Here is a 25,984-nt window from a genome sequence, read left to right as displayed (position 1 = left end):
ATTAGGTTTCATTATATTAAGAATATGAACGGATAAAGTTTTTTTAAAAAATACTTATTTAAGCATCCAGAAAGAATTAATAATGACGAGCGCCATTGCAGCGCTAAAAATTCAAAACCTTTTTTAATCAATTAAAAAAACATCGTTTACGTTTTTAAGCGCAACTTTAAGAGATTTCTCTCTTAAAGGCTTGGTTTATTCAAAAGTGTTGGTGTATAAGTCGGTCTTAATAAGATTAAACACATACTCGCATTCAACAACGAGACTTGCATATTCATCATCAAAACATTGTTCATCTTCAAGCATAATTTCAAGATTTAAAGGCTCAATCACTGAATAAGGGTTTTTGACGCCAGTTTCTTTGTAATTTGAAATAATGACCTGAATAGCTCCAGATGCGAAGTCACCCTCAAGCGTATGGCTAAAGTAGGAACGATTTCTTGTATCGCTGTGAGTGCTGTCGATAGGTTCTAAAGCTGTACCAAACTTGTAGGTAGTCAGCAACTCTATAACGTCTTGAGCAAATGTCGAGTTTAAAGGGGCATCACTTTTTAGGTTGAATGCAATGTCTTTAAACTGCTTCAAGATTTCTTGCTCTTTAGACTCGTTAAAGTTTTTGAAATATTCGTCAAAATTATGCTCACCATGATTCGACAAAAGTTTATGGTGGTAGTTGTATTCGTCTACCACGGTCAACAGGTCAAGTTTTTGCAATAATTCAAACTCGTCTTTTGTAATTTCTTTAAAACCCAAAACGTAAAAAGAATCACCGCTGATTTCCCAAGAGTCATAGCGAGTTTTAAAATCATGTTCTTCTAATAAGGTTTTAATGTCTTCAAGTTCTTCACTCTCATAGCTTGAATACTTAAACAGGGTGTAATTAACCAATGCCATTAAAGCTGGCACTTCTGAAATTTTCTTAGAGGCATATAAGCCGATATTAAAATCACAAATACGGATACCAATTGGTAGTGCTGATGTTTCGTTAATCGCAAGATTCATCATGAGATACTTGTGCATATTAATTTACCTAACAGGTTGAATGTATTTTTAGATTAATGGATTTAAAGTGGGAATAACTTATGCTTAAAATTAGAATAGCCATGGAATAAGTTGAATATTTTAATCAATTAAAACTACCGTATGCGGTTGTAAACAAAACGCACTGGTGTATATTTGATATATCCAAATTTTCGAGATTAGTTATGGAAGTTGAAAACCTAAGTAAAGACCAGTTAGAAGACCTAATTAAAAAGGCACAAAACCAAATTGTTGTAGTAGAGAATAAGAAACTTGATGACGGTTATCTCAAAATGTTTGAGATCGCAAAAGAATTAGGCTTAACTATTCTTGAATTAAATGAGCACGGCGAAAATCGTAAATTAAATAAAAAGCCAGTGGTTAAAGCAGATCCTAAATATCGCAACCCGAATAACCACAAAGAAGTGTGGGCCGGTCGTGGTAAACGTCCATCCTGGTTAAATCGTGAGATTGAATCTGGAAAAACATTAGAAAGTTTTCTTATCGTATAAATATTAAAAGGGCTTAAATGATTTAAGCCCTTTTTTTAAATGCAATTGTCAGTGTTGTTTAGAGCACGTGCGCGACTACTTAACAAAGTTCAGCTTTGATGTGTTCTAACACATCATCTTCAACACCCTCATTAGAAAATGCTTCAATGAATTCATTCAGGTTTTCATTGCTTAATGGCAAACTTCCGTATTGATCTACTGCAATCATTTGTGAGTTATGCACCAGATATTCAATACTGCAGTCAACAGAACAAAAGGTTTCTTGAATTACATCATTCACCTGATGGCCAGACTTTTTATCGTTAGTATCAATATCACTATTACAGTGAGGGCAACTAAATAATCCCATTACGCAACTCCTTTCTCAATTAAGCTAATTACACCGTGTTCTAATTGATCATCAAACCAGTGCCAGATAATGAAGCGGTCTGTACCTTTGCCCCATAGATGAAAGTCTTCTTCGATTTCATCATCATTGTTTATCGGGGTGTTGCCAAACTCTTCCCATAATGTTGTATAGGTTTTGCCTTGCAAGCTTAATACGCCATTTTCAGAATTTGCTTCAAACCAATCTAGGATCTGATAGCGATATGCACCTTTATTCCAGATATGGAATTCGCATGGTAGGGAATTAGATTCATCAAATTGAATCTGCTGTAATTCACCCCATAACTGGTCTATTGATTTGGCCATGCTTTATAACTCCTTGCTTAATAATTTAATTTTAATAAATAAAAGCGCTCAAAAACTTTTCTTAAAAAATATATAAAATCTGCTAATAATTTCTTTTGGAAAAATACTATCTAAGCAAAACTATTGTTATTATCGAGTGAGCTTATTAAGAGGTTTAAGCATGAATCTAGATAAATACGTTAAAACAGATATAGACGATGGCAATGGTCACATTTGGCTTAAATTTACGAATGATTCAGGTAATGATACTTTTGCTTGTAGTCAATGTGGCTATTTGAGACGGGTAGATAGTAATAATCGCCCACTAAACAAAAAGTGTGTTGGTAAAGTGAAAATCACGCTGCGTTAAAATTGAGATTTACAAAAACAAAATAAGAGCCAACATAGGGCTCTTTCTTATTTCATGTGGCTTTTACTGGCTTTACGGAATCAGTGTTGGAATCCAATACTTTTGCATTTCTACTTGACATATATGCTTATATTTACCAGTGGTAAGAAATTTAAATTTCTATAACTTATTCCTTAGAGCCCTTTATCTTTAGGCACACCGCCAACAATCTGAAATGGTATCCAATGGTTAACCCATTTTTCTTTGGTACCACGTTTGCCCAACCAGTAAAAGTTCCAGTGAGGAATCCGTGGATGTGGTTTTTTGGTACCTTTGTAGTTGCCAGACTTTAGATCTTCATCGCGCTTTAGGATCGCTTCATTGATCTTTTTATTTGTTTCGGTACCAACAATAGTCGGCTTGTACTTATTGGCCTCAAATAAACGCAATTCACGCTTAATCAGCTCTAATTTAGGCCTGGCTTGTGTTGTTTCTGGTGTTAATGGTCTGAGATCTGGTTCTTTTTGGCTGAACCATAGAATCAAATTGATTAGCTTCTTCTGCAGTTCCATGAACGTGTTAATTTCTTGTTCATCAGGCAAGTTCTTTTCATCAAAAAACGTATCAATGAAATCGGTCATGCAGTCCTCAACAGTTGATTCAAAATCATCATCATCAGGGAAGTGCATGGTAATGGTTTTTGCTAAGCCAGTATCGGTATATACCGTGGTAAATAGCACCTTGCGATCGTTCAACGTGTTTTTCGCAAAAATAACACCGACCACTTGTTCATTTTGCACGTAGAGATTGGCATTGTCGGTTTGAACGTAGATCGCAATATCAGGTAGGTTTAATAGGAAACCGGGGATACTGCGGTTGTATTCGGTCTTTACAAGCATTTGAATGACTTGATCTTCAAACCGATAAATATTTTTGGTTAGGCTCCATGAGCCAAGGGTAATGATTTCACCAATGTTGCAAGGTAGCTGATTGATAAATGAGAGTGGGATTTCTTGGCCAGTGGCTTGAACACCCATAATGGTACTGGTGCGTTTCATTCGTTCACGCCAGATAGGATCTCGACAATCTAGTGCAGCATATGTCCATTCATCACCACTGATTAGGCATTCGTGCGGATCTTTACTGTTTTGTCGTGCGATCGCATAAGCTTCTACACGTTTCATTAAGCCATTGAGGTTAAACTTCACATGTTCTAATCGCGCTGTGATGACTTTAAGTGGTATTCCTATCTTTGGATCTAAATCTTTATTTCTCATGTTGAGCAACCAGGATCTACATCAGATCAATATCTGAAAAATTTCGTTTAAAAAAGGACTTTAAAAGTCCTTTCGATTAGGCGTGAGCACTATTATTACAAGGCGGTGTAAACAAAGTACCATCTAAGCGGATCATTCCAAAGCCGTAGGTTTTATCACGACCAATACCATTGAGCCATGCTGTTTTAAATATCTCTAAATCCCCAACAGTCGCACTAAATGAAATATCTATGGTCTGGACTGGAATATTCAAAATGCTGAGCTGTGGTCCACATTGTTGCTCAATTATAGTGACATCCAATAGACCTTTGCTACTAAGAGCGTTTTTGGTGAATTCGGCTGCTTCATCTCCAGTTAGATTTTTACGCTTCTTACCTGAATTGCCTTTGGGTTTTTCGCCGTGGACCGAAATGTATTCTTCAATTTCTTGGCGGTTAAAGCTACATTCACGGTTAAGAGGAACCATGATTTTTCCAGTGATTTGCTGACCGTGCGAAATTTCAATGTATTCTTTGGCCATTGGGATTTTGACGTCCGATACGCACGTTCTTAAATAGATGTGCTTGCCATCTGTAAAAAATATGACTTTTGCGGAACAGAATGTCTCGACCTTATTTCGTTTAAACATTTCTCTAAAAATGTACTTGAACAAGTTCTTTTCATTTTCAGGATGTGTAAGGGCAAAACAATTGGCTGTTAGTTTTATGTTATTCAGACTCATTTCGATATCCAGTTTTTTATAAACAGCATTATTAAGAACCATTGCCTTTAAATAGCGCCTTATTGACAATAAGGGTATTATTCAGCATTTATAAACGCTAAAAGTAACTTCTATGTGCATTTAACAAAAGTGGCTTATAATATACTTAAAACCCTCAAAATTGATATAGGAACACCAGTTTTGTGTGGAAGTAAAGCGTAACACTCATATTATGAAAACCAACCACAATTTATTAAACCTACACTTTAATGATACTTATTTTTTGTGTTGTAATTTTTTATTAAAAAAATATATGCTTTGCTGATTATTTTAAACTATTGACTGTATTTTAAGCTGTGCGTAAACTTTAAACGTTGTTTTGTACAATCCACACCTAGTTTGATCCTGTTTGGACGACTGAAAAATGAACATAAAGAATAGAACTACGTTGCAGTTTTATGAAGAACTGCAGTTGGTGTATGACCGTTTCAATGAAAGGCTATTCAAAAATGAATTACCAGATTGTTTGATTACGCTTCAACGTATCAACAAAAATACCGGTTATTGGTCTGAGAATAGATTTGCTTCGACAGAAGATGATACGGCGTATACGCACGAACTGGCCCTTAACCCTGATTACTTTGGCACCCAACCATTGCTTAACATTTTTAAATGCTATGCACATGAGATGTGTCATATGAAACAAAGCATTTTTGGTGAGCCATCTAAACGCTCATATCACAATGCTGAGTTTGCGACATTTATGCTTGAGATCGGTTTGATTATGACTGATGACGGCACAAAAGAAGGTCGCACGACAGGCGAGAAGATGACCGAAATCGTTGTACCTGATGGCTTGTTTATTCAAGTGTGCAATGAGCTTGTCGATGAAGGGCGTATCATCAAATGGTATGACAAGTACGCACCCAAAACGATTTCCAGTCTTGAAATGATTCAAGAGCAAGTGCAGTTGTTGGAGTCCATTCCGACTGCTTCTCCAAAGCTATTTCATATTGCCTTACTTGGCAATGAAATCAATTCAGCTTTGAAATCACCTAAAAAAGAGAAGCCAGTTGCCGAACCGTCAAAAGCACCAGATACCCTCACTGGATATGCCACCCCAACAAGTGATGAAGAAGAGGAAACGACTCCCACTACAATGAATCCCTTTGATGTAGCGATCGGACTAATCGACATATCAAATACCGCTGCAAACCTTGGCGGTTATTATCCAACGGCTTTTGATGAAGGTCCGCTAGATGATGACGACCAACCAATACCAGAACCTAAGATTGTTAAACTTTATAAGGGTGAACAACCAAACGGCGATGATAACGAGTTTATTGTACTCAAAGAAACTATGATCGGTGAAACACTCTATCAAGAGCTTGGTTTAGCCAATTTTGAAGAGCCTGAGCCTAAGCCTAAGAAACAGACTAGGGCATCTTTTGCGTGTCCTGAGTGTGGCCGTGGTGCAACGTGTAGTCCTACTTTTAGATTGTCGTGTACTGAATGTGAAGTTGAACTGGTACCGTCAAAATCCATTGATAAAAGCCAGGTGAAGAAAAACAAAAAGGCTGCTAAAGCTGACCAAGGGGATGCAGAATGAAAACGATTGAAGAGCTTGGAATTCTGTTTTCTTCACACAAATACCGTTTTTATAACGAAAAAGACTTACAACTCGCGATTGAGCAAATGTTTATTGCCAATGAGATTCCGTATGAACGTGAGGTTCGTCTATCAAATAAAGACATCATTGATTTTACTGTTGAGCTAGATGTCGGCAAGGTGGGTGTTGAATTAAAAATAGATGGTGCACGTAACGCATTATTGCGTCAGATCAATCGTTATTTAAGCCATGACAGCATAAAAGCGCTCTATGTGGTTGGTACACCGTATTGGGTGAATAACATTCCAATCCAACTGAACAATAAATTTATTTACCGCCATCGTATTTTAGTGGGGGTCTTCTAATGTCTAAATCTTACGGCACCATTTCTCGTCAAGAAAAAAACTGGCACATTGAATGTGAACCACATGTTAAAACACGACTTAAGCGTGTATTCCCACAAGTCAGCCAACATGCATCAAAATTTATTGAGTTAAGCGATACGCCGTCTAATTGTCACGACCTACTTTGGTTTATTGAACGTTATCCAATGCGTGTTGATGATCTTAAATACATGAAAGCGCAATCTAAGGCTTATGTGTCGCTAAAAGAAGATATTTTGGATGTGATGGACTATAAACGTCCGATCAAAACATTTGATCTTGCTGTGCCTCCATATGAGTATCAAAGAGCAGCTGCAGATCTACTACTTAATGTTAAAGGTTTGCTCTTGGGGGATGATTTGGGCCTTGGCAAAACAGCGAGTGGAATATGTCCGATGATTCTACCTGAATCGCTCCCGGCGCTTTTTGTGACAATGACACATCTTCCAATGCAAATTAAGAATGAAATTGAACGCTTTGCTCCGCACCTAAAATGTCACATCCTAAAGAAAGCATCGCCTTATCCATTGCACAAAGAAGGTGAAGCAGCACCCGATGTCATTATCACCAGTTATTCAAAGTTGAACGGTTGGGCTGAATATCTTGCCGGAAAGATTAAGTACGTAGTGTTTGACGAGATCCAAGAGTTACGGACTGGCTATACATCGCAAAAGTATTCCGCTGCTAAACTCATTAGTGACCAAGCTGAATTACGCCTCGGTCTATCAGCTACACCGATTTATAACTACGGTGATGAATTCTACAACATCATTGAAATATTGCGTCCAGATAGCTTAGGTACCGCTACTGAATTCGCTCGTGAGTGGTGTTCACAAGAAAAACGTATTAATGATCCTAAAGCGTTTGGGATGTTTTTACGTGATGAAGGTCTAATGTTGCGCCGTACTCGAGCAGATGTAAATCGAGAGTTACCGCCAGTACAAATCATCCCTCAATATGTCGAAAGCGATCCTAAAGTACTGGATCAAATTAAGGGAAAGGCAATGGAACTGGCAAAAGTAATTTTAAGCTCTACTCAGGAATTCCAAGGGCAAAAGCTTCGTGCGACAGAAGAATTCAATATTATGATGCGCCAAGCAACAGGTATCGCCAAAGCGCCGTATGTCGCTGAGTTCGTGCGTATGCTTGTTGAGTCTGGTGAATCAGTCATGCTTTATGGTTGGCATCGAGATGTGTACAACATTTGGTTAGAACGCTTGGCTGAATTCAATCCTGTTATGTATACAGGTACGGAAGGACCTGCAGCTAAGGAACGTTCTAAACAAGCATTCTTGAATGATGAAAGCAAAGTCTTCATTAGTTCATTACGTTCATCTGCCGGGCTTGATGGCTTGCAGTACCACTCAAAATGCAAAACATTTGTGTTTGGTGAGTTGGATTGGTCGCCTGGTGTTCATGATCAATGTATTGGTCGCTTAGACCGTGACGGTCAAATCAAACAGATCTCGGCATATTACTTGTTGGCTGATTCGGGTTCAGATCCAATTATTTCTGATGTCTTAGGCATCAAAAAAGGCCAGTTGGAAGGAGTTAAAAACCCGAATGGCGAATTATTTGAACATTTAATTACGGACGGTGGCGGTATCAAGCGCTTAGCCGAACACATACTGAATAAGAAAGTAGCTTAAGAGAAACTTTATGACTGAACTTTACCTAGCTTGTTTTAGAGATAATGTCGGCTCAAATATTGGGTGGCCTGGTTTTAGTTGATCAAGCGCACGTATATACTTTAGAGCAAGCTCAGGTAGTATGGGATAACGCACGGTCCATAGATCAACCGATCGCCGTGCACCACGTTCGCAAACATATAGTATGAAAGGTGGACTATCAATATATCCCCTCGATCTCACAAATAGATGATCCTTATATCAAGTATGTGGCGCTTGAAAAGGATAATTTAGGTTTATTGTGCGATGGAAATTACGTCTTTTGGTTGGGCTTTGCCACGGGCAAAACCAGTACAGATCTTCCTTCTGCTACAAAACTTCGGTATGGCCAGGCCCTTTCGTTAAAAGATCGTTATATTCTTCTTCCTTTTGATATAGCCGATGCACATAAACGACCATGGTGCTATTTATGAATATTGAAATGCTTTTGTGTATGTCCAACTTAAATTGACCAACAAATTAGGTTCTTTATCCATAGCGAATAGATCTGAATAAACATTAAAGTTTTTACCCAAAAATGCATTGTGTAAGAAGTGAATAAGGTCTAGATCCACGTAGTTAACCGTAGACACAATCTTTAAGTATTCAGACAAAGCTTTAAACATCGATGTTAGCTCTGCGATGGCACGGCTAAACCGCTGTTCTGATTTATGCTCTCTATATTTTTCAAAGCCATTTTTCAAAATCCTTTTGAGCTCTGCATCATCAAATGGAATATTTGAATAAAACTCACCAGTACTAAGATCTCCAAAATTAGACATAAAGTTATCAATCACGGGTAATTTACGTTCTAGAGATAAGCGCTGCGTTGATCTGATTAATTTAATGAATGAATAGAAAAACGGTAAGAAGCGTCTGTAGTAATCATAAATGACCTCTGCAAGCTTACGATCGCGAACATCAGCATTGATGGCTACACATTTAGGATATTGCGTAACAAAATTGGGTTTCTGCAGATAAATGGTTAGGTCCTTAAACACCTCAGCACCATTTAGGCGATTAGATTTAAGAAATGACCAATCTACCAAGTCATAATCAACTGCACGAATCTCTCTTAGATTTAATTCATCAAACTTAAAGTTGAGTAGGCGTAGGTAATCTACAAAATTAGCCAAGTACCATGGCTGAGTTTTATTGATGTTGTATTCAGGATGACTATCAATGTCCAAGTGATTTAATAAATTGGTCCACGACTTGTCAATTCCAGCCAAATTAACTTGTTTGTCTATTCGATCAGGGGTAAGCATAGTAATCCCAATTGTATATACTAATTCGTAAGAAATTAGATACATTGTATCAATAATTCCTAGAATAAATATTCTTTTAAATTTTTTATCAATTCTAATTCGCCACACAACAAAAATGCTTATTTACTGAGCTAAAAACTTATATCCAATTATTTAAAACCCTATATAATTATTTTAATACTCTAATTCGAGTGAGTTGTTATGATTAGTGATCCAATCGAAATCGCAAAATTAAAACAAAGCATCTTAGATTTAAGAAACAATATTTTTCCTCCACAAAACCTTTTAACGGTTGATGGATTACCAATTTATTATGGTGAGAAAAAGTTTGTTGATGAATATCTTGCACAATGGATGGACTTTTATCAAAAAGCATTAGAACTTTCTAATCCTTTTGGTGATCCTATTGATTTGTCCGAAATAAATGAAATTCATTTGCCTGTGCATTTTAATTTGCCCGTGTTTGCTCGTAATGTCACTCGCATGATTTTAAATAAAACACTGGCCAAGGAATCTATTACTTTTCGTTCAAGTGCAGATCTGTTTGAGAAGTGTGGATACTTCAATCGTGAATATACGGATTTAATTTATGAGTACTTTGATCGTGATGAAGATAACGTATTGGTCGGGCATCGACCGTATAACGATATTCGTGCGTACTTGTTTTATGCCGGCGATGAAGAGCGTCATCGCACGAGATTTTATAACTCAGGCCTGGTGCTCGGTTATCCCGAAGGTTGGAATAGCATTGAGATCTTAGATAATCGTAACAACACCCGAAAACAGCGTAGTGATGCTTATACAAACCCTTTAGCGAAAAATAACACATGGTTCATCTACAAGAAGCTGTAATTAGCCAAAGCGCCGTGCGAGATCGCAATAGAGCCTTGGATCTATTGAAGTGGATCGCGATTGTGACCATGGTTATTGACCACGCATCAATATTATTTCCTCAATATAATCTGTTGTTGAGGACGATTGGCCGTTGGGCTTTTCCTATTTTTTGTATCATGCTTGCATTCAATTTGAACCAAGCTATTTCTAAAAAGAAAACCCATACATTAAAAAACTATTTTAAAAATTTGGCGTTGTTTTGTGTGCTATCAGAAGTACCGTATCAACTATTCAACCAAGAGCCATTTACAACACTGAACGTCATGCCTACGTTGCTTTTAGGATTTTTGCTTGTTGTATTGGGGGAATCTAAACATAAATATGCAACGCTGCAGTTTGTCTCTCTGTTAGTCGTGACCACATTGCTATCTAATTTTATTATGTATAGCGTGTGGGGCGTTTTATTAATTGTATTCCTGTATTTATTCTTTAAAACAACCAACGTTCGTTCTAAGAAATACTTTTTAATGATCAGCGTCTTGCTCACTTCATTGGCCAACATTTTCAACTGGTTGATTGGTGGCTACTATACGGATATGACTACATATTCTTTGGCATTCTCATTTGCTGTCAGTAGCGCCATTGCAACGTATATTGGTGCACAATTCCTACTGAAAGGACAGCACATGAATATACCTTTTGAATTACCGCCAGTGGGGAAGTGGGCGTACTGGTTCTATCCAGTACATCTCGTAATCATTTGGATTCTTTTTAAATTTGCATAATAAATTTAGGCACAAAAAAAGCACCAAAGTATTTACGACTAAGGTGCTTTTTTATTGCTTAATCAGCGTTATTCGCTAGATCCAGCATCTAAACCGAATGAGCTAATTTCTTGCTGTCTTTCTTGCTCAGCTGCTTGTTCTGGTGAAGCTTGTGGAGTAGGTGCACCAGCTTGGTTATTTTGTTGATCATATTGATTCAGCAATTGCTTTAATGCTTCAGGATCTTGAGCAATTTGATTCGCAATTTCTAATGTTGGGTCCTGTTGTTTTTTACCAGCAACATAACCAAAAATAGCCAAACCAATGAAAGCAGCGAAGAAAGTGGCAAGTACGATCAGTACAAACTTACCAATAACGCTACCTTTGAAGCGTTCAAACCAAGTTTCATCTTCATAGTGGTAAGGTTGGTTAATGTTTTGGCAACCATCACTAAATGCATCCATCCACGCATTACGAACCAATTGTTTAATTTGTTCTGTTTGCGGTAAATGACCTTTTTTAGCCACGTTTACCTTGATTTTTGGCTCTGCTAATACAAAACGTTTTTCTTCACCATTACCTAGTGTATTAACGAGCTCTACGGTACCAGAACAAGTGAAATAACGACCAACATCATTGTTTTCTAAAGTATCAAAACCACTGATTTGTATTGTTAACTCTTTAAGATCGGCATTCGGGATTTTTATATTTTTAGGTTGACGATTCAAATCTTCAGAATCCGTATCAACTGAGATTGTTAAAAGGTCATTGTTACTAAAAATTGAAACAAGAGGGTCGTGAGATAGAATGTCTTTTTGCTTCTTAATTAAACTCACAATGTATCACCAGTTAAAATAGAAATTAAAAGTATTATATTTTAAAAAAGGGTTTTAGTGATAGTTTATTTTATGTTTAACGTAAAAAAGCCACTTTTAAGAAAGTGGCTTTTAGGTTTAAGGGTGATAGTTATTATTTATAAAATATTCCTTTTTAATTCTCTTAATCTCCATGCCTTTGTCTAAAAGCAATTTAAACTCATTAAAATCATCACGCATAAGCTTATGAACCTTTAATGATTTTTGACTCTTAGCTTTGATAGCACTGTTGTATTGTACTGCAGCAACCAGATCGTAATGCTTATTAAGATCCAAACCATAAAGTGATGTTAATTTTTCAGAAATATAATCAAATATAACGGTCAAACAGATGACCTTATTGTTAGTGTTAGTCAGTATCTCTTCTGGAAATTCATTATTTCCCGAAGCTGCACTGGCTAAACGTGCCCATTCTGTCATGGGTAGGGAACCATCTTCACCAATCACGTTGATTAAGTTGTTTAAAAAGATAAAGCGGTGATTAAAAAACTTCACTTTGCTTTTTTGCAAAATTCTAAATGTATAAACGTTTGCCCAATACACAACATAGTTTTTAATCTTTAGACCATTGATTGAGTCTTGCGTTAATAAATCTTCATTGGTGATGCCATGATATTGAGTTGCTTCTTCAGTGACTTGTTTTTTTGGCTTCCAGTAGCTCTCTTCAGCATTATAAAGATACTGAGCCTGTTCTATTGATGATGTGCGGCACTTTTTAATACGCGTCAAAATAGACGACTTAATAATGTCAGGCACATCAACTGGATTCTTGACTTTGGCGGTAAATTCCAGTGTGAGGAAACATAATGGTGCTGGCATAGCTTGGCCTTTCTAATATCCCTTAATTTATAACTTAAAACGTTCTATTTTCTGAATTGATATTCGCGAAATAAGGAACTAATTGCTTTTCTCGGTCATGAATGTATGCAGTTGATGACATATCCAATACCGCACCTGGTACATAAGTTAGGTTTAGATTGATATTTTCACCGTTACCATCGATCAAGACGCCATTAAACCGCGCTTTGTCTGGATCTCCTTTTACAAATAGCTGTTGGCCAACATAACCGGACAAGCTATTGATATAGAGGTTTTTCATTTTTTCCGAAGATTGCAAAGCATTTATATAGAGAAGATCCATAATTTTTTCTTCTCCATTTTGATTTCTAATTTTTACTGTTTTTGGACCAACAACATCCACAATTGTAGCAATCCATAAGTCATGATGTTCAACTTCCCAACCATTGTAGCGACTTTCAATCCAATCGGGGCTTAAGAGTCTTGGCTTAAAGGGGTAGGAGTAGATTTTGAATATTAAGATCGAAACCACAATTATGATTGGCAAGCCAAAACATATTTTTATTTTATGTTTCTTAAAAGCACTGTTAAACATAACCGTATATACCAAAAAATTTAAAATCATTTTAACTTAAAATAATAAGTTTGTATTGGTTAAAACCATTGATATATCAATTATTCATCACTGTTATAGGTATAACCATCATCACTACTGCGATCTTTACCTACTAATAATTCTTCAATACGCTTAGCTTCAGCTATTGTTCTGAGTGCATTTTCCTTTTTTTCTTGTCGTTCTGTATTTTCACGAATCGCTTCAAGAATCTCAGGAGATAAGGCCTTTTCAGGTTGTTGTTCTTGGGCTTCAGGCTCGGAAGCACTTGCTTCTTCAGCCTTTATAGGTTGGTCTTTTTTCTTAGGATCTACCAAGTCATAAAACACAAGTTCTTTTGATTCACTCGTTGCGGATTCGTCTAAAAACTTCTTTTCTTGACCTTTTAATGGATCTTGTTCATTTGGAGTATTAGAGTTATTACAGGCACTTAAAAGGGTGGAAATTAAAATAACCGTTGCGAAGTTAAAAAGGGTTTTAGACACGTTGAAAATCCTTTAATATAATAACGTATTCTACATAATAAAAGTCCGTAGGTAAAAGTATGTCTTCAGATAAAAATAGTTCTGATAGTGCTACACAAAAGGTAAATATTACCAATGAGGTTTTAGATGAAGCTGCCATTAAACAGGCAATTGAAGCTAATCAACCCCGTAAATCAGGTATTTTAAAGCGAGTCTTTTTTGATTTCGGGCGTAAAAGCCACTGGAGTTCAGCTAGAAAAGGGTTTTTACCGCATTTATCTAATATTAGATCAATGCTGTCGCCAACATGCCCCGAATGCGGTAAATCGATTTTAATGCATGACAACAGGATTCCACGTTCTTATAAAGGCAACGTGAATTGGGTATGTGCACACCCTTTATGTGAATATGAAATTGTCGCACCTAACAATTTTAAACAACTGAAAAAACTCATTGCTAATACTCACTACCCAAGAGGGCAAGAACGTTTAGCTTCAATGAGTAATGATGAAATAGACAAGCTTATTAAAAACCATCAGTTTTCTTCTTATTTGTATTTAGCATTATCTATGTTTACAGGCTTGTACGTAGTTTATATGTTCTTTAAAGCGCTATATCCAATGCTTGTTGTACCAGGTGTATTATTGGTGTTTTATCTATACATGGTTAGCATCAATTCAGCTTATCGTGCATGGCAAGTCCGTACTGGTCTTTTATTCTTACCGAATTCGCCATTCTTGGCATGGTTCCGCTATGCGCCAAAAAAATATAGCTTATCGTGGTATGACGGCAAAAACCCATTGCCAGTTGAAACACTGAATAAGTTAGCTGACCGTAAACAGCACCTAATCGACAATTTCAACAACAACGATAAAGGTGCTGATTAATATGCTGTTAAAACCAACGCTATTTGCGACTCTATTAGGATCAAGCGTTGCTTATGCTCAATTGCCTCAAAGTTCTGAGGCTCTAGGTTCATATGCAAACCATGTCAATTCTAATGGATCAAGTACACCATATCGACCATTTCAGGTCATGACCAACACTCAGCAAGAAACGGCGCCAGCAAAGCAAAGAGGCTTTACGAGTCGTTACTTGGGCGTGAAGTACACACCGAAAAAAACTGAAGAAACTTCGACTAGCACTGAGCGCACGGCAGTTGCACAAAATGGACCACAACCTAGTGGCCAGCAAGCACCAGCACCACAACAACAACCCGTTCGCCAGAATATCCGTCCTGTTACTTATACCTATCCAACTACGCAATACAATCAAGCGAGTGCATCTTACGATCAAACCGTACCGGGTAGAGTCGCTACTTTGAGTTGTGTTATTCATGCTGCGCGGTCAGAAGGTGTTCCGCTGTATGTTTTATTGGGTATACATAGCAAAGAGCGTGGTACCAATGGACAAACAGTGCAAAACAAAAACCTTTCATTGGATATGGGGCAATTCCAAATCAATACCATACACTTTAAACGTGGCGGTATGTTTGAAAGTTATAACAGCCATTATGTGCGTACTGATGGATGTCTGAATGCGCGACTTGCAGCCAAGATCTTGCGAAATCGATTAGCCACAAAACCGTCAACCGATTTTTGGGTTAGAGCAGCTGCTTACCATTCATGGACGCCATCTTTTAATGCGATATATCGCAATGGCACGGCGAAACAACCTGGTTTAGTTGCGTATGCACTTCAATGGAAAAACTGGCTTGAGAGAAAGGGGATAAATCCTAACTAATCAGCTAAATATATTTTTTAAGAAAAAAATTCCAGTTATGTAATGCGATATAATTTACCTATTCTTTACCCACTAAGGATTCAAAATGAACCTTAATACAACTTTAAAAAGTTTAGCTTTAACCTTATCCATGTCTGTTGTTGCTACTGCAGCTCAAGCCGATTTTGTTGGCAAAGTTGTACGTATTTCTGACGGCGACACTATCACCGTTTTAAACAACAACAATGAGCAGATCCGTGTTCGCTTCAACCAGATTGATGCACCAGAAAAGAGTCAAGCTTTTGGTCAGAAATCGCGTCAGAACATCAGTTTCTTGCATGAAACGATTGTGTATGTGCAAGAAAATAGTAAGGACCGCTACGGTCGTACTCTTGGTACCATTTTTCAGATGCGTACAAACCAAGTGCCTAACTTAAACATCGTGAATAGTGTTAACTATAAGCAAGTTAAAGATGGCTATGCATGGGCTTATCGTGAATATCTCAAAGATAAAATTATTTTGAGTGCTGAAAGCAACGCACGTTCTCAACGCCTTGGTTTATGGGCTGATCCAAACCCTGTTTATCCAAGCCAGTACCGTCACAATAAGTAATATTGATGAACGGTGAATTAAATACCGCTAAAGCCGTAGCGGTATTAAATAAATATGTACTGCAACAACAATGTGGTAATCGTATGGAACTGCAGTTTTTCAGTGAAGAACTGCAAGCTCAGATTGAAGCTCTCAGCTTGGCTTCTGTACGAAATGAGTTGGTTACTCAGTTGGCAAATTTGGGAAAATGTCTTTGTGATGAAAAGTTGGTGAATTGTTCAGCCAACGCAAATTACTCAGAAGTGGCAATAGATTTCCTTGAAATGCACTTAGAGTCGCTGGAAGGGCGACAGTTCAAAGAAGGTTTTATATGACATCTATTGTCATATCCACGGAATCCAATTAATCACCAAAACAGAACAAGCCACTAAGCTATTTAGTGGTTTTTTAATGGGTTAAATTAAATATTTTCATCATTCTTATAGATATAAAATAAATAAATAGTTGATAATAGGTTATTAATTTAAACCTATAATTGTGATTTTTATGCCTTTACTCGATTGGGTTAATCGTAACCAAGCCGAAGAAACAGCAAGCCAAGTTCCATTCCATCTTTTAAAATTCCAGAAATCATTTGGTGATACCGATACAGCCAAAGAAAACCTTATTATTCAGGGTGATAATCTACAAATCTTAAAATCTTTACTACCTTTATATGGCGGTAAGGTTAAATGTGTTTTTATTGATCCACCGTATAACAGTCAATCAGCTTTTGAGCACTATGATGATAAATTAGAACACGCTCAATGGCTTACAATGATGTATCCACGTTTGCAATTACTAAAGGAGCTTTTAACTGAAGATGGTTCTATTTGGATTACTCTTGATGATAACGAATCACATTATTTAAAGGTCATGTGTGACGAAATCTTTGGAAGAAAAAACTTTGTAGCAAACATCGTATGGCAAAAAAGATATTCGAGAGAAAACCGTGAAGCTATTGGAGATGCTCACGACCACTTGCTTGTATATGCTAAAAACTCAATGGAGTTTAAAAAAGTTCGTAATCTAGTTCCTATGAATGAAACGCAAGCAAAAGTATATAAAAACCCAAATAATGATCCTAAAGGCAGATGGCGTGGTATTCCTATGACAGCGCAAGCTGGACATGCTACACCAGAGCAATTTTATGAAATTGTGAGCCCATCAGGTAAATCTTTCAGACCTCCAGAGGGAAGGTGTTGGGGTGTTTCAAGAGCAACATATGATAGATTGTTAGAAGAAGGGCGAATATATTTTGGTAAAAATGGTGATTCACAACCTAATATTATTAGATACTTATCTGAAGTTAAAGGTGTAGTGCCTTGGACTTGGTGGAACCATGAAGATCATGGACATACCGATGAGGCAAAAAAAGAAAGTCAACTTTTGTATGGAAAAGATGAAACATTCTCTAGCCCAAAACCTGAAAGATTGATGGAAAAAATACTCTATATTGCGACAAATAAAGGGGATATGGTTCTTGATTCATTTTTAGGTTCAGCGACTACCGCCGCTGTAGCTCACAAAATGGAAAGACACTACATTGGTATCGAAATGGGTGATCATGCTCAAACTCACGTTATCCCGCGTTTAGAAAAAGTCATTGAAGGTGAGCAAGGTGGCATATCTAAATCCGTGGAGTGGCAAGGTGGTGGAGGTTTTAGTTTTTATAAACTAGGCAACGCCGTTTTTGATGATCAGGGATTTTTAAATTCTGATGTTAAGTTTATGGACCTAGCTAGTTATATTTGGTGGCTCGAAACTAAATCAGCATTCAATAGTGCTGTAAGCCTTGAGAGTCCATTCTTAGGTGTTCATGACGGCGTATCTTATTTCTTACTATATAACGGCATTTTAGGTGATAGACGGCCTAATAGTGGGAATGTACTCACACATTCTATATTAAACTTCCTCAATGATTGCCATACCAGTGAAGGTAAGCGTGTGATTATTGGTGAAGCATCACGACTAGGTAAAACCAAATTAGATGAATTAAATATTGAGTTTAAACAGATTCCATATTCGTTATATGGCAATTAATACGTAAGGTTCCTCATGACTTTTCAATTAAAAAACTATCAAAGCCAGTCTTTACAATCTTTAGAGAACTACCTAACTTTAGCTGCCTCATTAGGTGCTGAAAAAGCTTTTAATAAGTGTGTCGGTGAAGACATTAAATATAATGATCGCTTAGATGGAATTCCTAGTGTATGTCTACGCGTACCAACTGGAGGGGGTAAAACCGTACTTGCTTCACATAGTATTGCGATTGCTGCGCGTAACTACGTAAATACAGATTCTCCAATTGTACTATGGCTTGTACCAACAGATATGATTCGCCAACAAACACTTTTGGCGTTATCTGATGCTACACATCCATATAGAAAAGCATTACAAGGGTATTACGGCGATCGCATCAAAGTATGTGACATTGAAAGTCTACAAACTTTGAACAAGCATGATGTGAATCAATCATGCATTGTGATTGTGACAACGATTCAAGCGTTCAATATCGACAAGGAAAAGACTTATCAACGCAATGCTTATGCATTTGATGAATCATTAAGTGAACATTTTACGAGCCTTACTGACTTCCAAACTGAAGGCATGGATCGAGTATCAGAAGATACTTTGAAATATCAAACATTTCTAACGCAACGTGATATAGGCCGTGTAAAGCATTCCTTGGTTAACTTTTTTCATTTACATAGACCGATCATCATTGTCGATGAAGCTCATAAGAACCGGGGTGGTAAAACGTTTTTTACTACATTAAAAACGTTGAATCCAAGTTGTTTGATTGAGCTTACAGCTACTCCAAAAGACAATAATGTGCTTTATTCAGTATCGGCAGCAGAATTAAAATCAGAAGAGATGATTAAACTTCCTGTAGTTCTGACTGAACATACTGGTAGTTGGCAAGATTGTATTCGCGATGCGCTAATACAACGCCAGAAACTAGAAGTACTGGCACAAAATGAAAGGGAATATATCCGACCAATATTGCTAATACAATCTCAGGATAAAAATGGTGATGCTAATGTAAATGTTGTTAAAGAACATTTATTAAGTGAATATGAAAATATTACTAACGACTGGATTGCTATTTCTACTGGTGGTACCAAAGAGCTTGAAGATGAAAATCTATTTAGCCCTAAAAGCAAAGTCAAGATTGTAATCACTGTAGAGGCATTAAAGGAAGGTTGGGATTGTTCTTTTGCATACGTGTTAGCAAGTTTGCAAAACATAAATTCTGCAACTGATGTTGAGCAATTATTAGGCCGTGTTTTACGGATGCCATACGCTAAACTGCGTCAAAATGACGAGTTAAATAAAGCGTATGCTCATGTCATTTCGAGTTCTATTGCACAAGCTACGATGTTACTTAAAGATCGCATGATTCAAAATATGGGGTTTGAGAAGTGGGAGGCTGATGCAACAATTGTCGCTAAACCTCAGTACAATCTTGGGCTTGGAGGCGATGGTACAGCAACGAAACAAAAGATCCCTGAAACTATGATCTCTGTCCCGTTTGAAGTAAAGCCAGAAACCCTATCCGAAGAACTTAAGCAAGCAATTCAGACAAGAGAAAATAGCCAAGGTACCTCTTTGATTATCAATAAAGGTACGACTAATGAAACTTTTGATAAGATTGAAAAGGCCGTAATTGATCAGACTCCGCCTAAACAACTTGAAAAGGTTCAGGAAGTCTTTAATGAAGCTCGTGCTGAACGCCAGGCATATCAAGCACCTGAAAACTGGAATGCTTCTTTCGCATCAATTCCACAACTAGGTTTGTTCGTGGATGGTATGTGGCAAATTGCAGATAAGGAAACAATAGAAGACTCTATAGAATGGAATCTATTAGATTTCCCTATACAACTTGAAGGTTTTTCTATCAAAGAAACCGTCAATAGTTTTGAGATTGATCTTAATATAGATGAACAAAAACTCAATTATGCGTTACTTCAGAATCAACAAGCTCAATTTTCTAATATGCCGACTCTGGTTACTGAAACCGATCTTATTAATTGGCTTGATCGCAAAGTAAGTAGACAAGGGGTAACGCAAGTTCAGCTAAGAGCATATTTAACAAAACTGTTAAGTTATTTGCTTCACGTAAAAAACTTTACTCTTACACAATTACATCGTGCTCAGTTCCAACTATCCCTAGCCATCACAAAAGAATTGGATCGGTTATTTGAGTTGGCGCGTCAACAGGCTTTCCAAGGCGATTTGTTTAGTCAATTCCAAGTGGCCAATCAGCCTCAACCTGAAAATACATTTAAGTTTGAACCAGGCAAGTATCCTGTAAAGAAACCTTATCGTGGTGGATGCAAGTTTGAAAAACACTTCTATGCTCAAATTGACGACCTAAGAGAAAAAACTGAAGGTGGTAGCCTTTCGGAAGAGTTTCGATGTGCTCAACTACTTGAATGGCACTCTCGAGTAAAATATTGGGTCCGAAATATACCGAAACAGCCACAAACATCATTTTGGTTGCCTACTGGTAAGGACTATTTTTATCCAGACTTTGTTGCTGAGTTGGATGATGGATCTATATTCGTTCTTGAGTATAAAGGTAGTCACTTAGATAGTGCCGATGATGCGAGAGTTAAAGATGCTATTGGTAGACAGTGGGCTAAAGATAGCCAGGGTAAGCGTATTTTTCTTATGGCGACAAAACTAGATAAAAACGGACGTAGTTTGGAAGATCAAATTAACCATGCTTTAGCAAAATAGATATATACCCACTAAAAAAGCCCCGATATTCGGGGCTTTTTCATATCTGCTTTTACATATCGAACGACTGTCCACGTTCGTTAGTTTTGTTTAAATTTTGCGGTTCTATACCATACAGCTTTAGACCATCACCTAGAACGAGATCATCTACACGCTTTTCAAAACGAGTAAAGAAATCGTTCAGTCTTTGGAAGACTGGTGGTTCATCTAACAGTTTGGCCATGTTGTTTAATGTTTTACTTAGACCGTTCACAAGATTGAACTTTTGTTGACGGTCCAAAGACAAGCTGTTCGATGTATCTAAAAGGGTGGTGAGGCTTTCTTGAACCTTTAGATAGTTTTGATCATTGGTCACATTACTGACAATCAAATGCACTACTTTGTTTTTGATCTTCAATGTATCCAGATTCAATTGATCAAATGCAATGGTCCTATCAGTAAGATTTTCTCTAAATGTTTTGAGATTCTGCCACTCTGGATGTGCAGCCTCTAAATCAGATAAAACTTTCATGATTGACGCACGGTATTCGCTATCAGACGCACTAATCACAAAAAGTTCAGGATACGACCGCTTCTTAGAAACTTCTTCCTGAGCTTTATTGAGCTTATCTTCAGCGACAGCAATTGAACCCTCAACATCGGCATTACTAATACCAGCTTCATGAATTAACTTTCTAGCTTTATACATTTCTGCTGAATGAAGCCAAAAAGCGGTAAAGATAGCTGACTTAGCGTAGCTTTGATGATCGATACCTTGCTGAAGATTTTGTTCGGGAATGGTCGAACGATCCACACTCTGCAATTTAACTGTATCTTTGTTGATGTCCTTGGATACATCAATATGTACTTTGGTATTTTGCATGCTATCCATACTTGGGTTTGTGCTACTGGTTGGTTCTTTGGCACCCATTTTCTCGAATTCAATATCACCGGCTTTAATCTTTTGATGGCCATCTGCAGTAGCGACAACTTTCAAAACATCATTTTGAACTTTGGTGACATCAATTTCAGAAAGGATCTCCATATAAGACTTAATGCCCTCAAGAGTCATGACGGGCGTAGATACGGGTGCCGTAGCGGTTGGAGTTGGTTTATCATCAAATGCTTTATCAAATGACGGCGGTTGGTACTTTGGTTTTGCATAGGATTTCGTGCTACCTGTACCAGCTGGTCCATCATAGTTAGCTTTTGATAGATCTTGTTTACGCTTTTCAATATTTGCGTTGTAATTTTCAATATTTGCTTGGTTTTTAGCACGGATGTTCTGCAATTCCAGATATTTTTCATCTGATTGTGCAATCACAATGCCGTAATTCGGTTGGTATTCTTTATTAGGGAACTTGGTTGCATAAGCTTCGCGTTGACGGTTGTAGCGGTTAATTGCATACGCAACTTCAGGGATCTTGTTGTCTATACGTTTGACGGCGTTATTCAGTTCTTTTGCCAACTCTGCAGCTAAACGTTCAACACCTAAATATTGACGAGCATCATCCCAATCAGAAACAGATAATTTATTTTGGAAAACCGGGGGTAGGGTGATACGTGTATTTTCATGTTTGCTCACATCACCTAACACACCACTTAATGAAAAGTTGTGACAAGCTTCTTGTAAGCCAGGATTCAAACCAGACTCAAGCGTTTGGCCAGCATCGTTATCATAACCAACAAATATATTGGCTTCAGGATTGATACTGCGGATAAGCTCAGCAACACATGAGATATTGGATTTACTGTATGACGCTAAAACTTGTGTGTTTTCTGCAGTAAAACCCTCACCCAATAAACCAAGCTCTAAACCAGCATCCAACGCCTTACGTGCGCTGATCGCTGTTGCCCAACCCTCCTTGATCAAATAGTTCTTTGCATTCGGGTTAAAGACTTCATAGCCAACATCAGGATTTTTGCTAACAGGCAAGAATGCATCTTTCGTTTTGGCTTTATCAAAAAAGTACTTACCCTTATGCAGTACTTCTTCAAGCTTGTTGGTTTCTTTGTTGCGCTTTTTTTGGCGATGGTGGGTGATACGCTGTAAATTGACGACTTTGTTATTGGTGTCAATTAACGGTGCAAGAATGACAGCTCTGCTTTTACGTAAATCAAAGCCTTTTTTCTTTTCGCCCTCAAGCTCAGGTTCAAAGTTGATGAAATGCTTTTGATACGCTAATACATTCTCTACTGTTTCAACGAGAAGCTGTTGATTGGTAGCTGATTCAGGAAGTTCACGCTTTACTGCTTCAATGGCTTCATCACGGGTAAAGTTATCTTTACGCATGATTTTAGCGCCGTATGGCTCTAGGTTCTTTTCAACCATATACGGCATTTGTCGAATGTCGCGTTTAAAGGTCTGAAGGCTTCCAGTTTTATTATTAAAAAATGAATCGTCAATAATTTTACCAGCACGTTGCCACTCAATACGGATAGCGATTTGTGCAGCTAAGAGCTCTTTTTCTTGTTGAAGTAGATGCTTCTTTTGAGCTTCTTCAAACTCACGTACACGGCGATCAACATCTTCTTTGCTTGGTGGTTTGTAGTTAGGGTTTGAATCTCGTTGAGGCTTGATTACGTTCTTATAGTGGTCAGCAAAAGCAATTGAGATTTCAATGTCAGTTACACCAAAGCGGTGTCCTTTGAGTACTGGCCAGTATTCACCAGTATCACGGTTCATGTTTGGATAGATCCAATACATCCCTCGTGGTTTGACATTGTTGCTACTTGATTTACTAGGGTTATCTGATTCGGTGAGGCAAGGCACTTTTTCATCAAATACGGTCACGAATTGATATTTACCAGATGACTTGAATACGAATCCGTAGTTTCGCTCCAGTTCTTCTTGGAAAAACTGAAACATCGTATTTAAATCACAATTATGTCGGGCGCTCGGTACTTTCTCAGCCATAACAATTCCAATTTCTAATATATATTTAGGTGCAATGTGCTACCCAGGTTGCATAGGACTATTAATCATATGCTTAAGAAAATTTATACTTTTAGTATATACCGATTCTAAAAACATTTCTGTTTAATCTTTAATATAAGCTATGTCTAATAAAGGTTTAAAGAAAAATTAAAAGTTTTAATTTATTATTTTAATAAAAAAGATTTAAGCCCTCAATGTTATAATTTACAGCTCTGTACACGACAAATTTCACAGAACTCTTATCCTATCAGGCATCTGCCTTCTTAAAATTGCCAGAATTTCCTTAAACTCTTCTTTTTTCCCAAAACCAATTAAACGCTGAATCGCCATTTGAACATAGTCTAAACCATAGCGAAATAAACTCATTGAGAGTCGTCCATGCTTCTTTATTTTTATCGCTTTTTTTTGATCATGTTGCCATTCACCCGTTAAGTAGCACCAACAGAAGCTTATAGCTAAAACCGCAATCAATTTTTTCACTCGTCTAGGGTCTGTCAAGCGCGTATTTTCAAGATTAAAGCCGCGTCCTTTGAGACAACTGAATAAGGTTTCAATTTCCCAGCGTAATGCATAATCCTGAATAGCATTGGCATTAAACTGAGGAGAAACGACGAGTAAAAGCTCTCCATTTTCTAACTGTAGTGCACTTATATATAGTTTCACCCGACCAACCAAAATCCGTCGTTTACGACATTCAATTTGACCAACTTGAAGATGGCGAAATAAATCACTGATTTTATGATTCTTTCCTAAATGATTGGTGACAATAAAGTTTTTTTAACACGAATGCAGAAGTTGATGTCTTGTTCAATTAACCATGTAAACCACTGCTCACCGATAAACTCTCTGTCTGCGAACACATTCACAATACGGTCTTTACCAAAAATGGATATAAAGCGTTGAATCAAAGCAATACGCTCTTTCGTATCTGAATTTCCACGTTTATTAAGCAATGTCCAAACGATAGGTATCGCTATTCCACGATAAACGATCGCAAGCATCAGGATATTAATATTTCGTTTTCCCCATTTCCAATTGGTTCTATCTAGAGTCAGTTGCACTTTGTCGAATGAAAACATATTGAAAATCAACTGAGAAATTTGACGATAATCAAAATACTGACCTGCAAAGAAGCGCTGCATACGTCGATAAAATGATTGTGGTAAGCACTTGATGGGCAAGGCTTTAGATGCAGAAGAAAGATTACATGTTTGCTTTAAAATGATCACAAGCATGATGAGCGCAAAGCACTTTAAATGTGACTTGTTCCATTTTAGAGATTTGTTTAAGATAAGATATAACTCATTGAGATGTGTCATAGTATTCGTCGTTAGAAAACAATTATTGTGACATTATTTCAATGAGTTATCTATTTTTGTCGTGTACAGAGAATTTACAGACAATAAATAGGTTATGAGTGACCACTTATTTAGGGTTAAATTACTTTTATTAATTTGAGGTTTATATGTCAAAACAGTTTTTTTCGGGTTCTGTTGTAATCAATGGCAACGCCAATGTATACAGTTCAGGTTCAAACCATCAAATCGTTGGAAGTGGAAAACGAGTGACTAAGCAAGTACCTGTAAGCCCATTTAACGAAATCTGTATGAAAGGTCCAATGAGTCTGAAGTTTTTTGCTTCAAGTGATTCTAAAATGGAAATTACTGCAGACGATAATATTGTGGATCTTATTAGTGCTACTTTTCAGGGTGGTGTATTGGTTTTAGCTATTCAGGACAATGTGAGTTTTAGTACTCGTTCACCGTTAGAAGTATCGATCACTTACCCAACTTTAAAAGCTATTGATTTAAAAGGTTCAGGCAATATCCAGATCTTAAATCTAAATGAAGATAAATTTACCGCAAGTATTAGTGGATCTGGAAATATGGATTTAGACGGTACCATTGAACACTGTGTCTTATCTTTGAAAGGATCAGGCAATTTTGATGCGTTACCACTGAAAAGCACCAATTTAGAAGTGGCGCTATCTGGTTCAGGCAATATCTTTTGTACAGCTATCAATTCAGCTCAAGTACTGCTTTCAGGCTCAGGCAACGTTAAAGTTTATGGAAACCCAATCCATAAGACACAAAACCGAACTGGTTCAGGACAAATTAGTTTTAAATAGGTCGATAAACCTAGTTGTAAGACACTAAACCGAACTAGATCAGGAAACATTTGTCTTAAGTAGATCGATAAACC

Annotated in this window: 27 protein-coding genes; 15 read left to right on the top strand and 12 right to left on the bottom strand. The window is 37.2% G+C overall.

Translation table 11 applies throughout. From position 1 onward, the window contains the following. Window positions 1–195: 195 nt before the first annotated feature. Entirely contained in the window at window positions 196–1,005 is an 810-nt protein-coding gene (locus PV763_RS10190) for a hypothetical protein (protein WP_207778940.1), read from the bottom strand. Between the two features lie 200 nt (window positions 1,006–1,205). On the opposite strand from PV763_RS10190, the gene PV763_RS10185 reads away from it, so the two are divergent. Continuing rightward, window positions 1,206–1,532 carry an H-NS family nucleoid-associated regulatory protein gene (locus tag PV763_RS10185; RefSeq protein WP_024160744.1) on the top strand — a complete coding sequence of 109 codons (327 nt, stop codon included), beginning with the start codon at window positions 1,206–1,208 and terminating at the stop codon, window positions 1,530–1,532. A 79-nt stretch (window positions 1,533–1,611) separates the two neighbouring features. On the opposite strand, the gene PV763_RS10180 is transcribed toward PV763_RS10185, so the two are convergent. Together PV763_RS10180 and PV763_RS10175 are read right to left on the bottom strand one after the other, a co-directional pair. Then, window positions 1,612–1,881 (bottom strand): hypothetical protein, encoded by a 270-nt coding sequence (locus tag PV763_RS10180; RefSeq protein ID WP_024160743.1) that lies wholly within the window; start codon window positions 1,879–1,881, stop codon window positions 1,612–1,614. Next, entirely contained in the window at window positions 1,881–2,225 is a 345-nt protein-coding gene (locus PV763_RS10175) for a hypothetical protein (RefSeq protein WP_024160742.1), read from the bottom strand. The genes PV763_RS10180 and PV763_RS10175 overlap by 1 nt, the downstream gene beginning before the upstream one ends. Window positions 2,226–2,385: 160 nt before the next feature. Here PV763_RS10175 and PV763_RS10170 point away from each other — a divergent pair, with 160 nt between their 5' ends. Further along, window positions 2,386–2,574 carry a hypothetical protein gene (locus tag PV763_RS10170; protein ID WP_024160741.1) on the top strand — a complete coding sequence of 63 codons (189 nt, stop codon included), beginning with the start codon at window positions 2,386–2,388 and terminating at the stop codon, window positions 2,572–2,574. Between the two features lie 173 nt (window positions 2,575–2,747). Here the strand turns inward: PV763_RS10170 and PV763_RS10165 are convergent, their stop codons facing one another. Beyond that, window positions 2,748–3,830, bottom strand: a complete 1,083-nt coding sequence (locus tag PV763_RS10165) for a hypothetical protein (protein ID WP_024160740.1) — start codon at window positions 3,828–3,830, stop codon at window positions 2,748–2,750. A gap of 76 nt (window positions 3,831–3,906) precedes the next feature. After that, on the bottom strand, window positions 3,907–4,551 hold the full coding sequence (locus tag PV763_RS10160; protein WP_207778890.1) for a type I-E CRISPR-associated protein Cas6/Cse3/CasE: 645 nt from the start codon (window positions 4,549–4,551) through the stop codon (window positions 3,907–3,909). Window positions 4,552–4,954: 403 nt separating this feature from the next. Between PV763_RS10160 and PV763_RS10155 the strand changes: the two genes are divergently transcribed. From PV763_RS10155 to PV763_RS10140, 4 genes are all read left to right on the top strand, one after another. After that, window positions 4,955–6,139 carry a SprT-like domain-containing protein gene (locus PV763_RS10155; RefSeq protein WP_031946107.1) on the top strand — a complete coding sequence of 395 codons (1,185 nt, stop codon included), beginning with the start codon at window positions 4,955–4,957 and terminating at the stop codon, window positions 6,137–6,139. Continuing rightward, window positions 6,136–6,504, top strand: a complete 369-nt coding sequence (locus PV763_RS10150) for a hypothetical protein (RefSeq protein WP_005006108.1) — start codon at window positions 6,136–6,138, stop codon at window positions 6,502–6,504. The genes PV763_RS10155 and PV763_RS10150 overlap by 4 nt, the downstream gene beginning before the upstream one ends. Beyond that, complete coding sequence (locus PV763_RS10145; protein WP_033917385.1) at window positions 6,504–8,171, top strand: DEAD/DEAH box helicase; 1,668 nt, start codon at window positions 6,504–6,506, stop codon at window positions 8,169–8,171. The genes PV763_RS10150 and PV763_RS10145 overlap by 1 nt, the downstream gene beginning before the upstream one ends. A 191-nt stretch (window positions 8,172–8,362) precedes the next feature. Next, a complete protein-coding gene (locus PV763_RS10140; protein ID WP_024160877.1) occupies window positions 8,363–8,623 on the top strand; it encodes a hypothetical protein in 261 nt (86 codons plus the stop codon). Here the strand turns inward: PV763_RS10140 and PV763_RS10135 are convergent. Further along, window positions 8,618–9,457 carry a hypothetical protein gene (locus PV763_RS10135; protein ID WP_227504986.1) on the bottom strand — a complete coding sequence of 280 codons (840 nt, stop codon included), beginning with the start codon at window positions 9,455–9,457 and terminating at the stop codon, window positions 8,618–8,620. The two genes, PV763_RS10140 and PV763_RS10135, sit on opposite strands and share 6 nt — an antisense overlap. Before the next feature lie 201 nt (window positions 9,458–9,658). Between PV763_RS10135 and PV763_RS10130 the strand changes: the two genes are divergently transcribed. Beyond that, the gene (locus PV763_RS10130) at window positions 9,659–10,309 is read left to right on the top strand and encodes a hypothetical protein (RefSeq protein WP_024160879.1); all 651 of its coding nucleotides are present in this window, start codon (window positions 9,659–9,661) and stop codon (window positions 10,307–10,309) included. Continuing rightward, a complete protein-coding gene (locus tag PV763_RS10125; protein ID WP_024160880.1) occupies window positions 10,285–11,076 on the top strand; it encodes a TraX family protein in 792 nt (263 codons plus the stop codon). The genes PV763_RS10130 and PV763_RS10125 overlap by 25 nt, the downstream gene beginning before the upstream one ends. A 68-nt stretch (window positions 11,077–11,144) precedes the next feature. On the opposite strand, the gene PV763_RS10120 is transcribed toward PV763_RS10125, so the two are convergent. From PV763_RS10120 to PV763_RS10105, 4 genes are all read right to left on the bottom strand, one after another. Beyond that, a complete protein-coding gene (locus PV763_RS10120) occupies window positions 11,145–11,891 on the bottom strand; it encodes a hypothetical protein (protein ID WP_024160881.1) in 747 nt (248 codons plus the stop codon). Between the two features lie 117 nt (window positions 11,892–12,008). Continuing rightward, window positions 12,009–12,749 carry a hypothetical protein gene (locus PV763_RS10115; RefSeq protein WP_024160882.1) on the bottom strand — a complete coding sequence of 247 codons (741 nt, stop codon included), beginning with the start codon at window positions 12,747–12,749 and terminating at the stop codon, window positions 12,009–12,011. A 34-nt stretch (window positions 12,750–12,783) separates the two neighbouring features. Beyond that, a complete protein-coding gene (locus PV763_RS10110) occupies window positions 12,784–13,323 on the bottom strand; it encodes a hypothetical protein (protein WP_024160732.1) in 540 nt (179 codons plus the stop codon). Between the two features lie 80 nt (window positions 13,324–13,403). Next, window positions 13,404–13,826, bottom strand: coding sequence for a hypothetical protein (locus PV763_RS10105; RefSeq protein ID WP_024160731.1), 423 nt, complete (start codon window positions 13,824–13,826; stop codon window positions 13,404–13,406). 59 nt (window positions 13,827–13,885) lie between these two features. On the opposite strand from PV763_RS10105, the gene PV763_RS10100 reads away from it, so the two are divergent. The 6 genes from PV763_RS10100 (at window position 13,886) to PV763_RS10075 (ending at window position 20,865) form a co-directional block, all read left to right on the top strand. Beyond that, complete coding sequence (locus PV763_RS10100) at window positions 13,886–14,692, top strand: hypothetical protein (protein WP_024160730.1); 807 nt, start codon at window positions 13,886–13,888, stop codon at window positions 14,690–14,692. Window positions 14,693–14,840: 148 nt separating this feature from the next. After that, complete coding sequence (locus tag PV763_RS10095) at window positions 14,841–15,548, top strand: transglycosylase SLT domain-containing protein (RefSeq protein WP_338841526.1); 708 nt, start codon at window positions 14,841–14,843, stop codon at window positions 15,546–15,548. Window positions 15,549–15,633: 85 nt separating this feature from the next. Beyond that, window positions 15,634–16,140: a thermonuclease family protein gene (locus PV763_RS10090; protein WP_005006141.1), complete on the top strand. Its 507-nt coding sequence runs from the start codon at window positions 15,634–15,636 to the stop codon at window positions 16,138–16,140. Window positions 16,141–16,145: 5 nt separating this feature from the next. Beyond that, the gene (locus tag PV763_RS10085; protein WP_024160884.1) at window positions 16,146–16,454 is read left to right on the top strand and encodes a hypothetical protein; all 309 of its coding nucleotides are present in this window, start codon (window positions 16,146–16,148) and stop codon (window positions 16,452–16,454) included. A 172-nt stretch (window positions 16,455–16,626) separates the two neighbouring features. Then, complete coding sequence (locus tag PV763_RS10080; protein WP_024160885.1) at window positions 16,627–18,162, top strand: site-specific DNA-methyltransferase; 1,536 nt, start codon at window positions 16,627–16,629, stop codon at window positions 18,160–18,162. 15 nt (window positions 18,163–18,177) lie between these two features. Continuing rightward, entirely contained in the window at window positions 18,178–20,865 is a 2,688-nt protein-coding gene (locus PV763_RS10075) for a DEAD/DEAH box helicase (protein ID WP_420937791.1), read from the top strand. A gap of 52 nt (window positions 20,866–20,917) precedes the next feature. On the opposite strand, the gene PV763_RS10070 is transcribed toward PV763_RS10075, so the two are convergent. Both PV763_RS10070 and PV763_RS10065 read right to left on the bottom strand, forming a co-directional pair. Beyond that, window positions 20,918–23,761 carry a hypothetical protein gene (locus PV763_RS10070; protein ID WP_024160887.1) on the bottom strand — a complete coding sequence of 948 codons (2,844 nt, stop codon included), beginning with the start codon at window positions 23,759–23,761 and terminating at the stop codon, window positions 20,918–20,920. Between the two features lie 249 nt (window positions 23,762–24,010). Continuing rightward, window positions 24,011–25,101 (bottom strand): IS4-like element ISAba1 family transposase gene (locus tag PV763_RS10065; RefSeq protein ID WP_420937790.1). Its coding sequence is split into 2 segments (ribosomal slippage): window positions 24,011–24,561 and window positions 24,561–25,101, totalling 1,092 coding nucleotides; the frame shifts between segments, so codons are not numbered across the junction. 146 nt (window positions 25,102–25,247) lie between these two features. Here PV763_RS10065 and PV763_RS10060 point away from each other — a divergent pair. Next, window positions 25,248–25,910, top strand: coding sequence for a head GIN domain-containing protein (locus PV763_RS10060; RefSeq protein WP_024160888.1), 663 nt, complete (start codon window positions 25,248–25,250; stop codon window positions 25,908–25,910). The last annotated feature ends 74 nt before the right edge of the window (window positions 25,911–25,984 follow it).

The organism is Acinetobacter sp. AS5, assembly GCF_048957595.1.
In the GTDB taxonomy this organism is placed as follows: domain Bacteria; phylum Pseudomonadota; class Gammaproteobacteria; order Pseudomonadales; family Moraxellaceae; genus Acinetobacter.
Note: the sequence above shows the minus strand (reverse complement) of the source record. Positions and strands in the feature narration are given on the sequence as shown.

What these genes read in the sequence shown, in the direction of transcription:
- PV763_RS10060 (WP_024160888.1), top strand. Translation starts at nt 25,248, where the DNA reads ATGTCAAAACAGTTTTTTTCGGGTTCTGTTGTAATCAATGGCAACGCC.
- PV763_RS10180 (WP_024160743.1), bottom strand. Translation starts at nt 1,881, where the DNA reads ATGGGATTATTTAGTTGCCCTCACTGTAATAGTGATATTGATACTAAC.
- PV763_RS10070 (WP_024160887.1), bottom strand. Translation starts at nt 23,761, where the DNA reads ATGGCTGAGAAAGTACCGAGCGCCCGACATAATTGTGATTTAAATACG.
- PV763_RS10160 (WP_207778890.1), bottom strand. Translation starts at nt 4,551, where the DNA reads ATGAGTCTGAATAACATAAAACTAACAGCCAATTGTTTTGCCCTTACA.
- PV763_RS10150 (WP_005006108.1), top strand. Translation starts at nt 6,136, where the DNA reads ATGAAAACGATTGAAGAGCTTGGAATTCTGTTTTCTTCACACAAATAC.
- PV763_RS10135 (WP_227504986.1), bottom strand. Translation starts at nt 9,457, where the DNA reads ATGCTTACCCCTGATCGAATAGACAAACAAGTTAATTTGGCTGGAATT.
- PV763_RS10110 (WP_024160732.1), bottom strand. Translation starts at nt 13,323, where the DNA reads ATGTTTAACAGTGCTTTTAAGAAACATAAAATAAAAATATGTTTTGGC.
- PV763_RS10115 (WP_024160882.1), bottom strand. Translation starts at nt 12,749, where the DNA reads ATGCCAGCACCATTATGTTTCCTCACACTGGAATTTACCGCCAAAGTC.
- PV763_RS10125 (WP_024160880.1), top strand. Translation starts at nt 10,285, where the DNA reads ATGGTTCATCTACAAGAAGCTGTAATTAGCCAAAGCGCCGTGCGAGAT.
- PV763_RS10185 (WP_024160744.1), top strand. Translation starts at nt 1,206, where the DNA reads ATGGAAGTTGAAAACCTAAGTAAAGACCAGTTAGAAGACCTAATTAAA.
- PV763_RS10190 (WP_207778940.1), bottom strand. Translation starts at nt 1,005, where the DNA reads ATGATGAATCTTGCGATTAACGAAACATCAGCACTACCAATTGGTATC.
- PV763_RS10155 (WP_031946107.1), top strand. Translation starts at nt 4,955, where the DNA reads ATGAACATAAAGAATAGAACTACGTTGCAGTTTTATGAAGAACTGCAG.
- PV763_RS10090 (WP_005006141.1), top strand. Translation starts at nt 15,634, where the DNA reads ATGAACCTTAATACAACTTTAAAAAGTTTAGCTTTAACCTTATCCATG.
- PV763_RS10130 (WP_024160879.1), top strand. Translation starts at nt 9,659, where the DNA reads ATGATTAGTGATCCAATCGAAATCGCAAAATTAAAACAAAGCATCTTA.
- PV763_RS10175 (WP_024160742.1), bottom strand. Translation starts at nt 2,225, where the DNA reads ATGGCCAAATCAATAGACCAGTTATGGGGTGAATTACAGCAGATTCAA.
- PV763_RS10165 (WP_024160740.1), bottom strand. Translation starts at nt 3,830, where the DNA reads ATGAGAAATAAAGATTTAGATCCAAAGATAGGAATACCACTTAAAGTC.
- PV763_RS10170 (WP_024160741.1), top strand. Translation starts at nt 2,386, where the DNA reads ATGAATCTAGATAAATACGTTAAAACAGATATAGACGATGGCAATGGT.
- PV763_RS10085 (WP_024160884.1), top strand. Translation starts at nt 16,146, where the DNA reads ATGAACGGTGAATTAAATACCGCTAAAGCCGTAGCGGTATTAAATAAA.
- PV763_RS10095 (WP_338841526.1), top strand. Translation starts at nt 14,841, where the DNA reads ATGACCAACACTCAGCAAGAAACGGCGCCAGCAAAGCAAAGAGGCTTT.
- PV763_RS10100 (WP_024160730.1), top strand. Translation starts at nt 13,886, where the DNA reads ATGTCTTCAGATAAAAATAGTTCTGATAGTGCTACACAAAAGGTAAAT.
- PV763_RS10075 (WP_420937791.1), top strand. Translation starts at nt 18,178, where the DNA reads ATGACTTTTCAATTAAAAAACTATCAAAGCCAGTCTTTACAATCTTTA.
- PV763_RS10080 (WP_024160885.1), top strand. Translation starts at nt 16,627, where the DNA reads ATGCCTTTACTCGATTGGGTTAATCGTAACCAAGCCGAAGAAACAGCA.
- PV763_RS10145 (WP_033917385.1), top strand. Translation starts at nt 6,504, where the DNA reads ATGTCTAAATCTTACGGCACCATTTCTCGTCAAGAAAAAAACTGGCAC.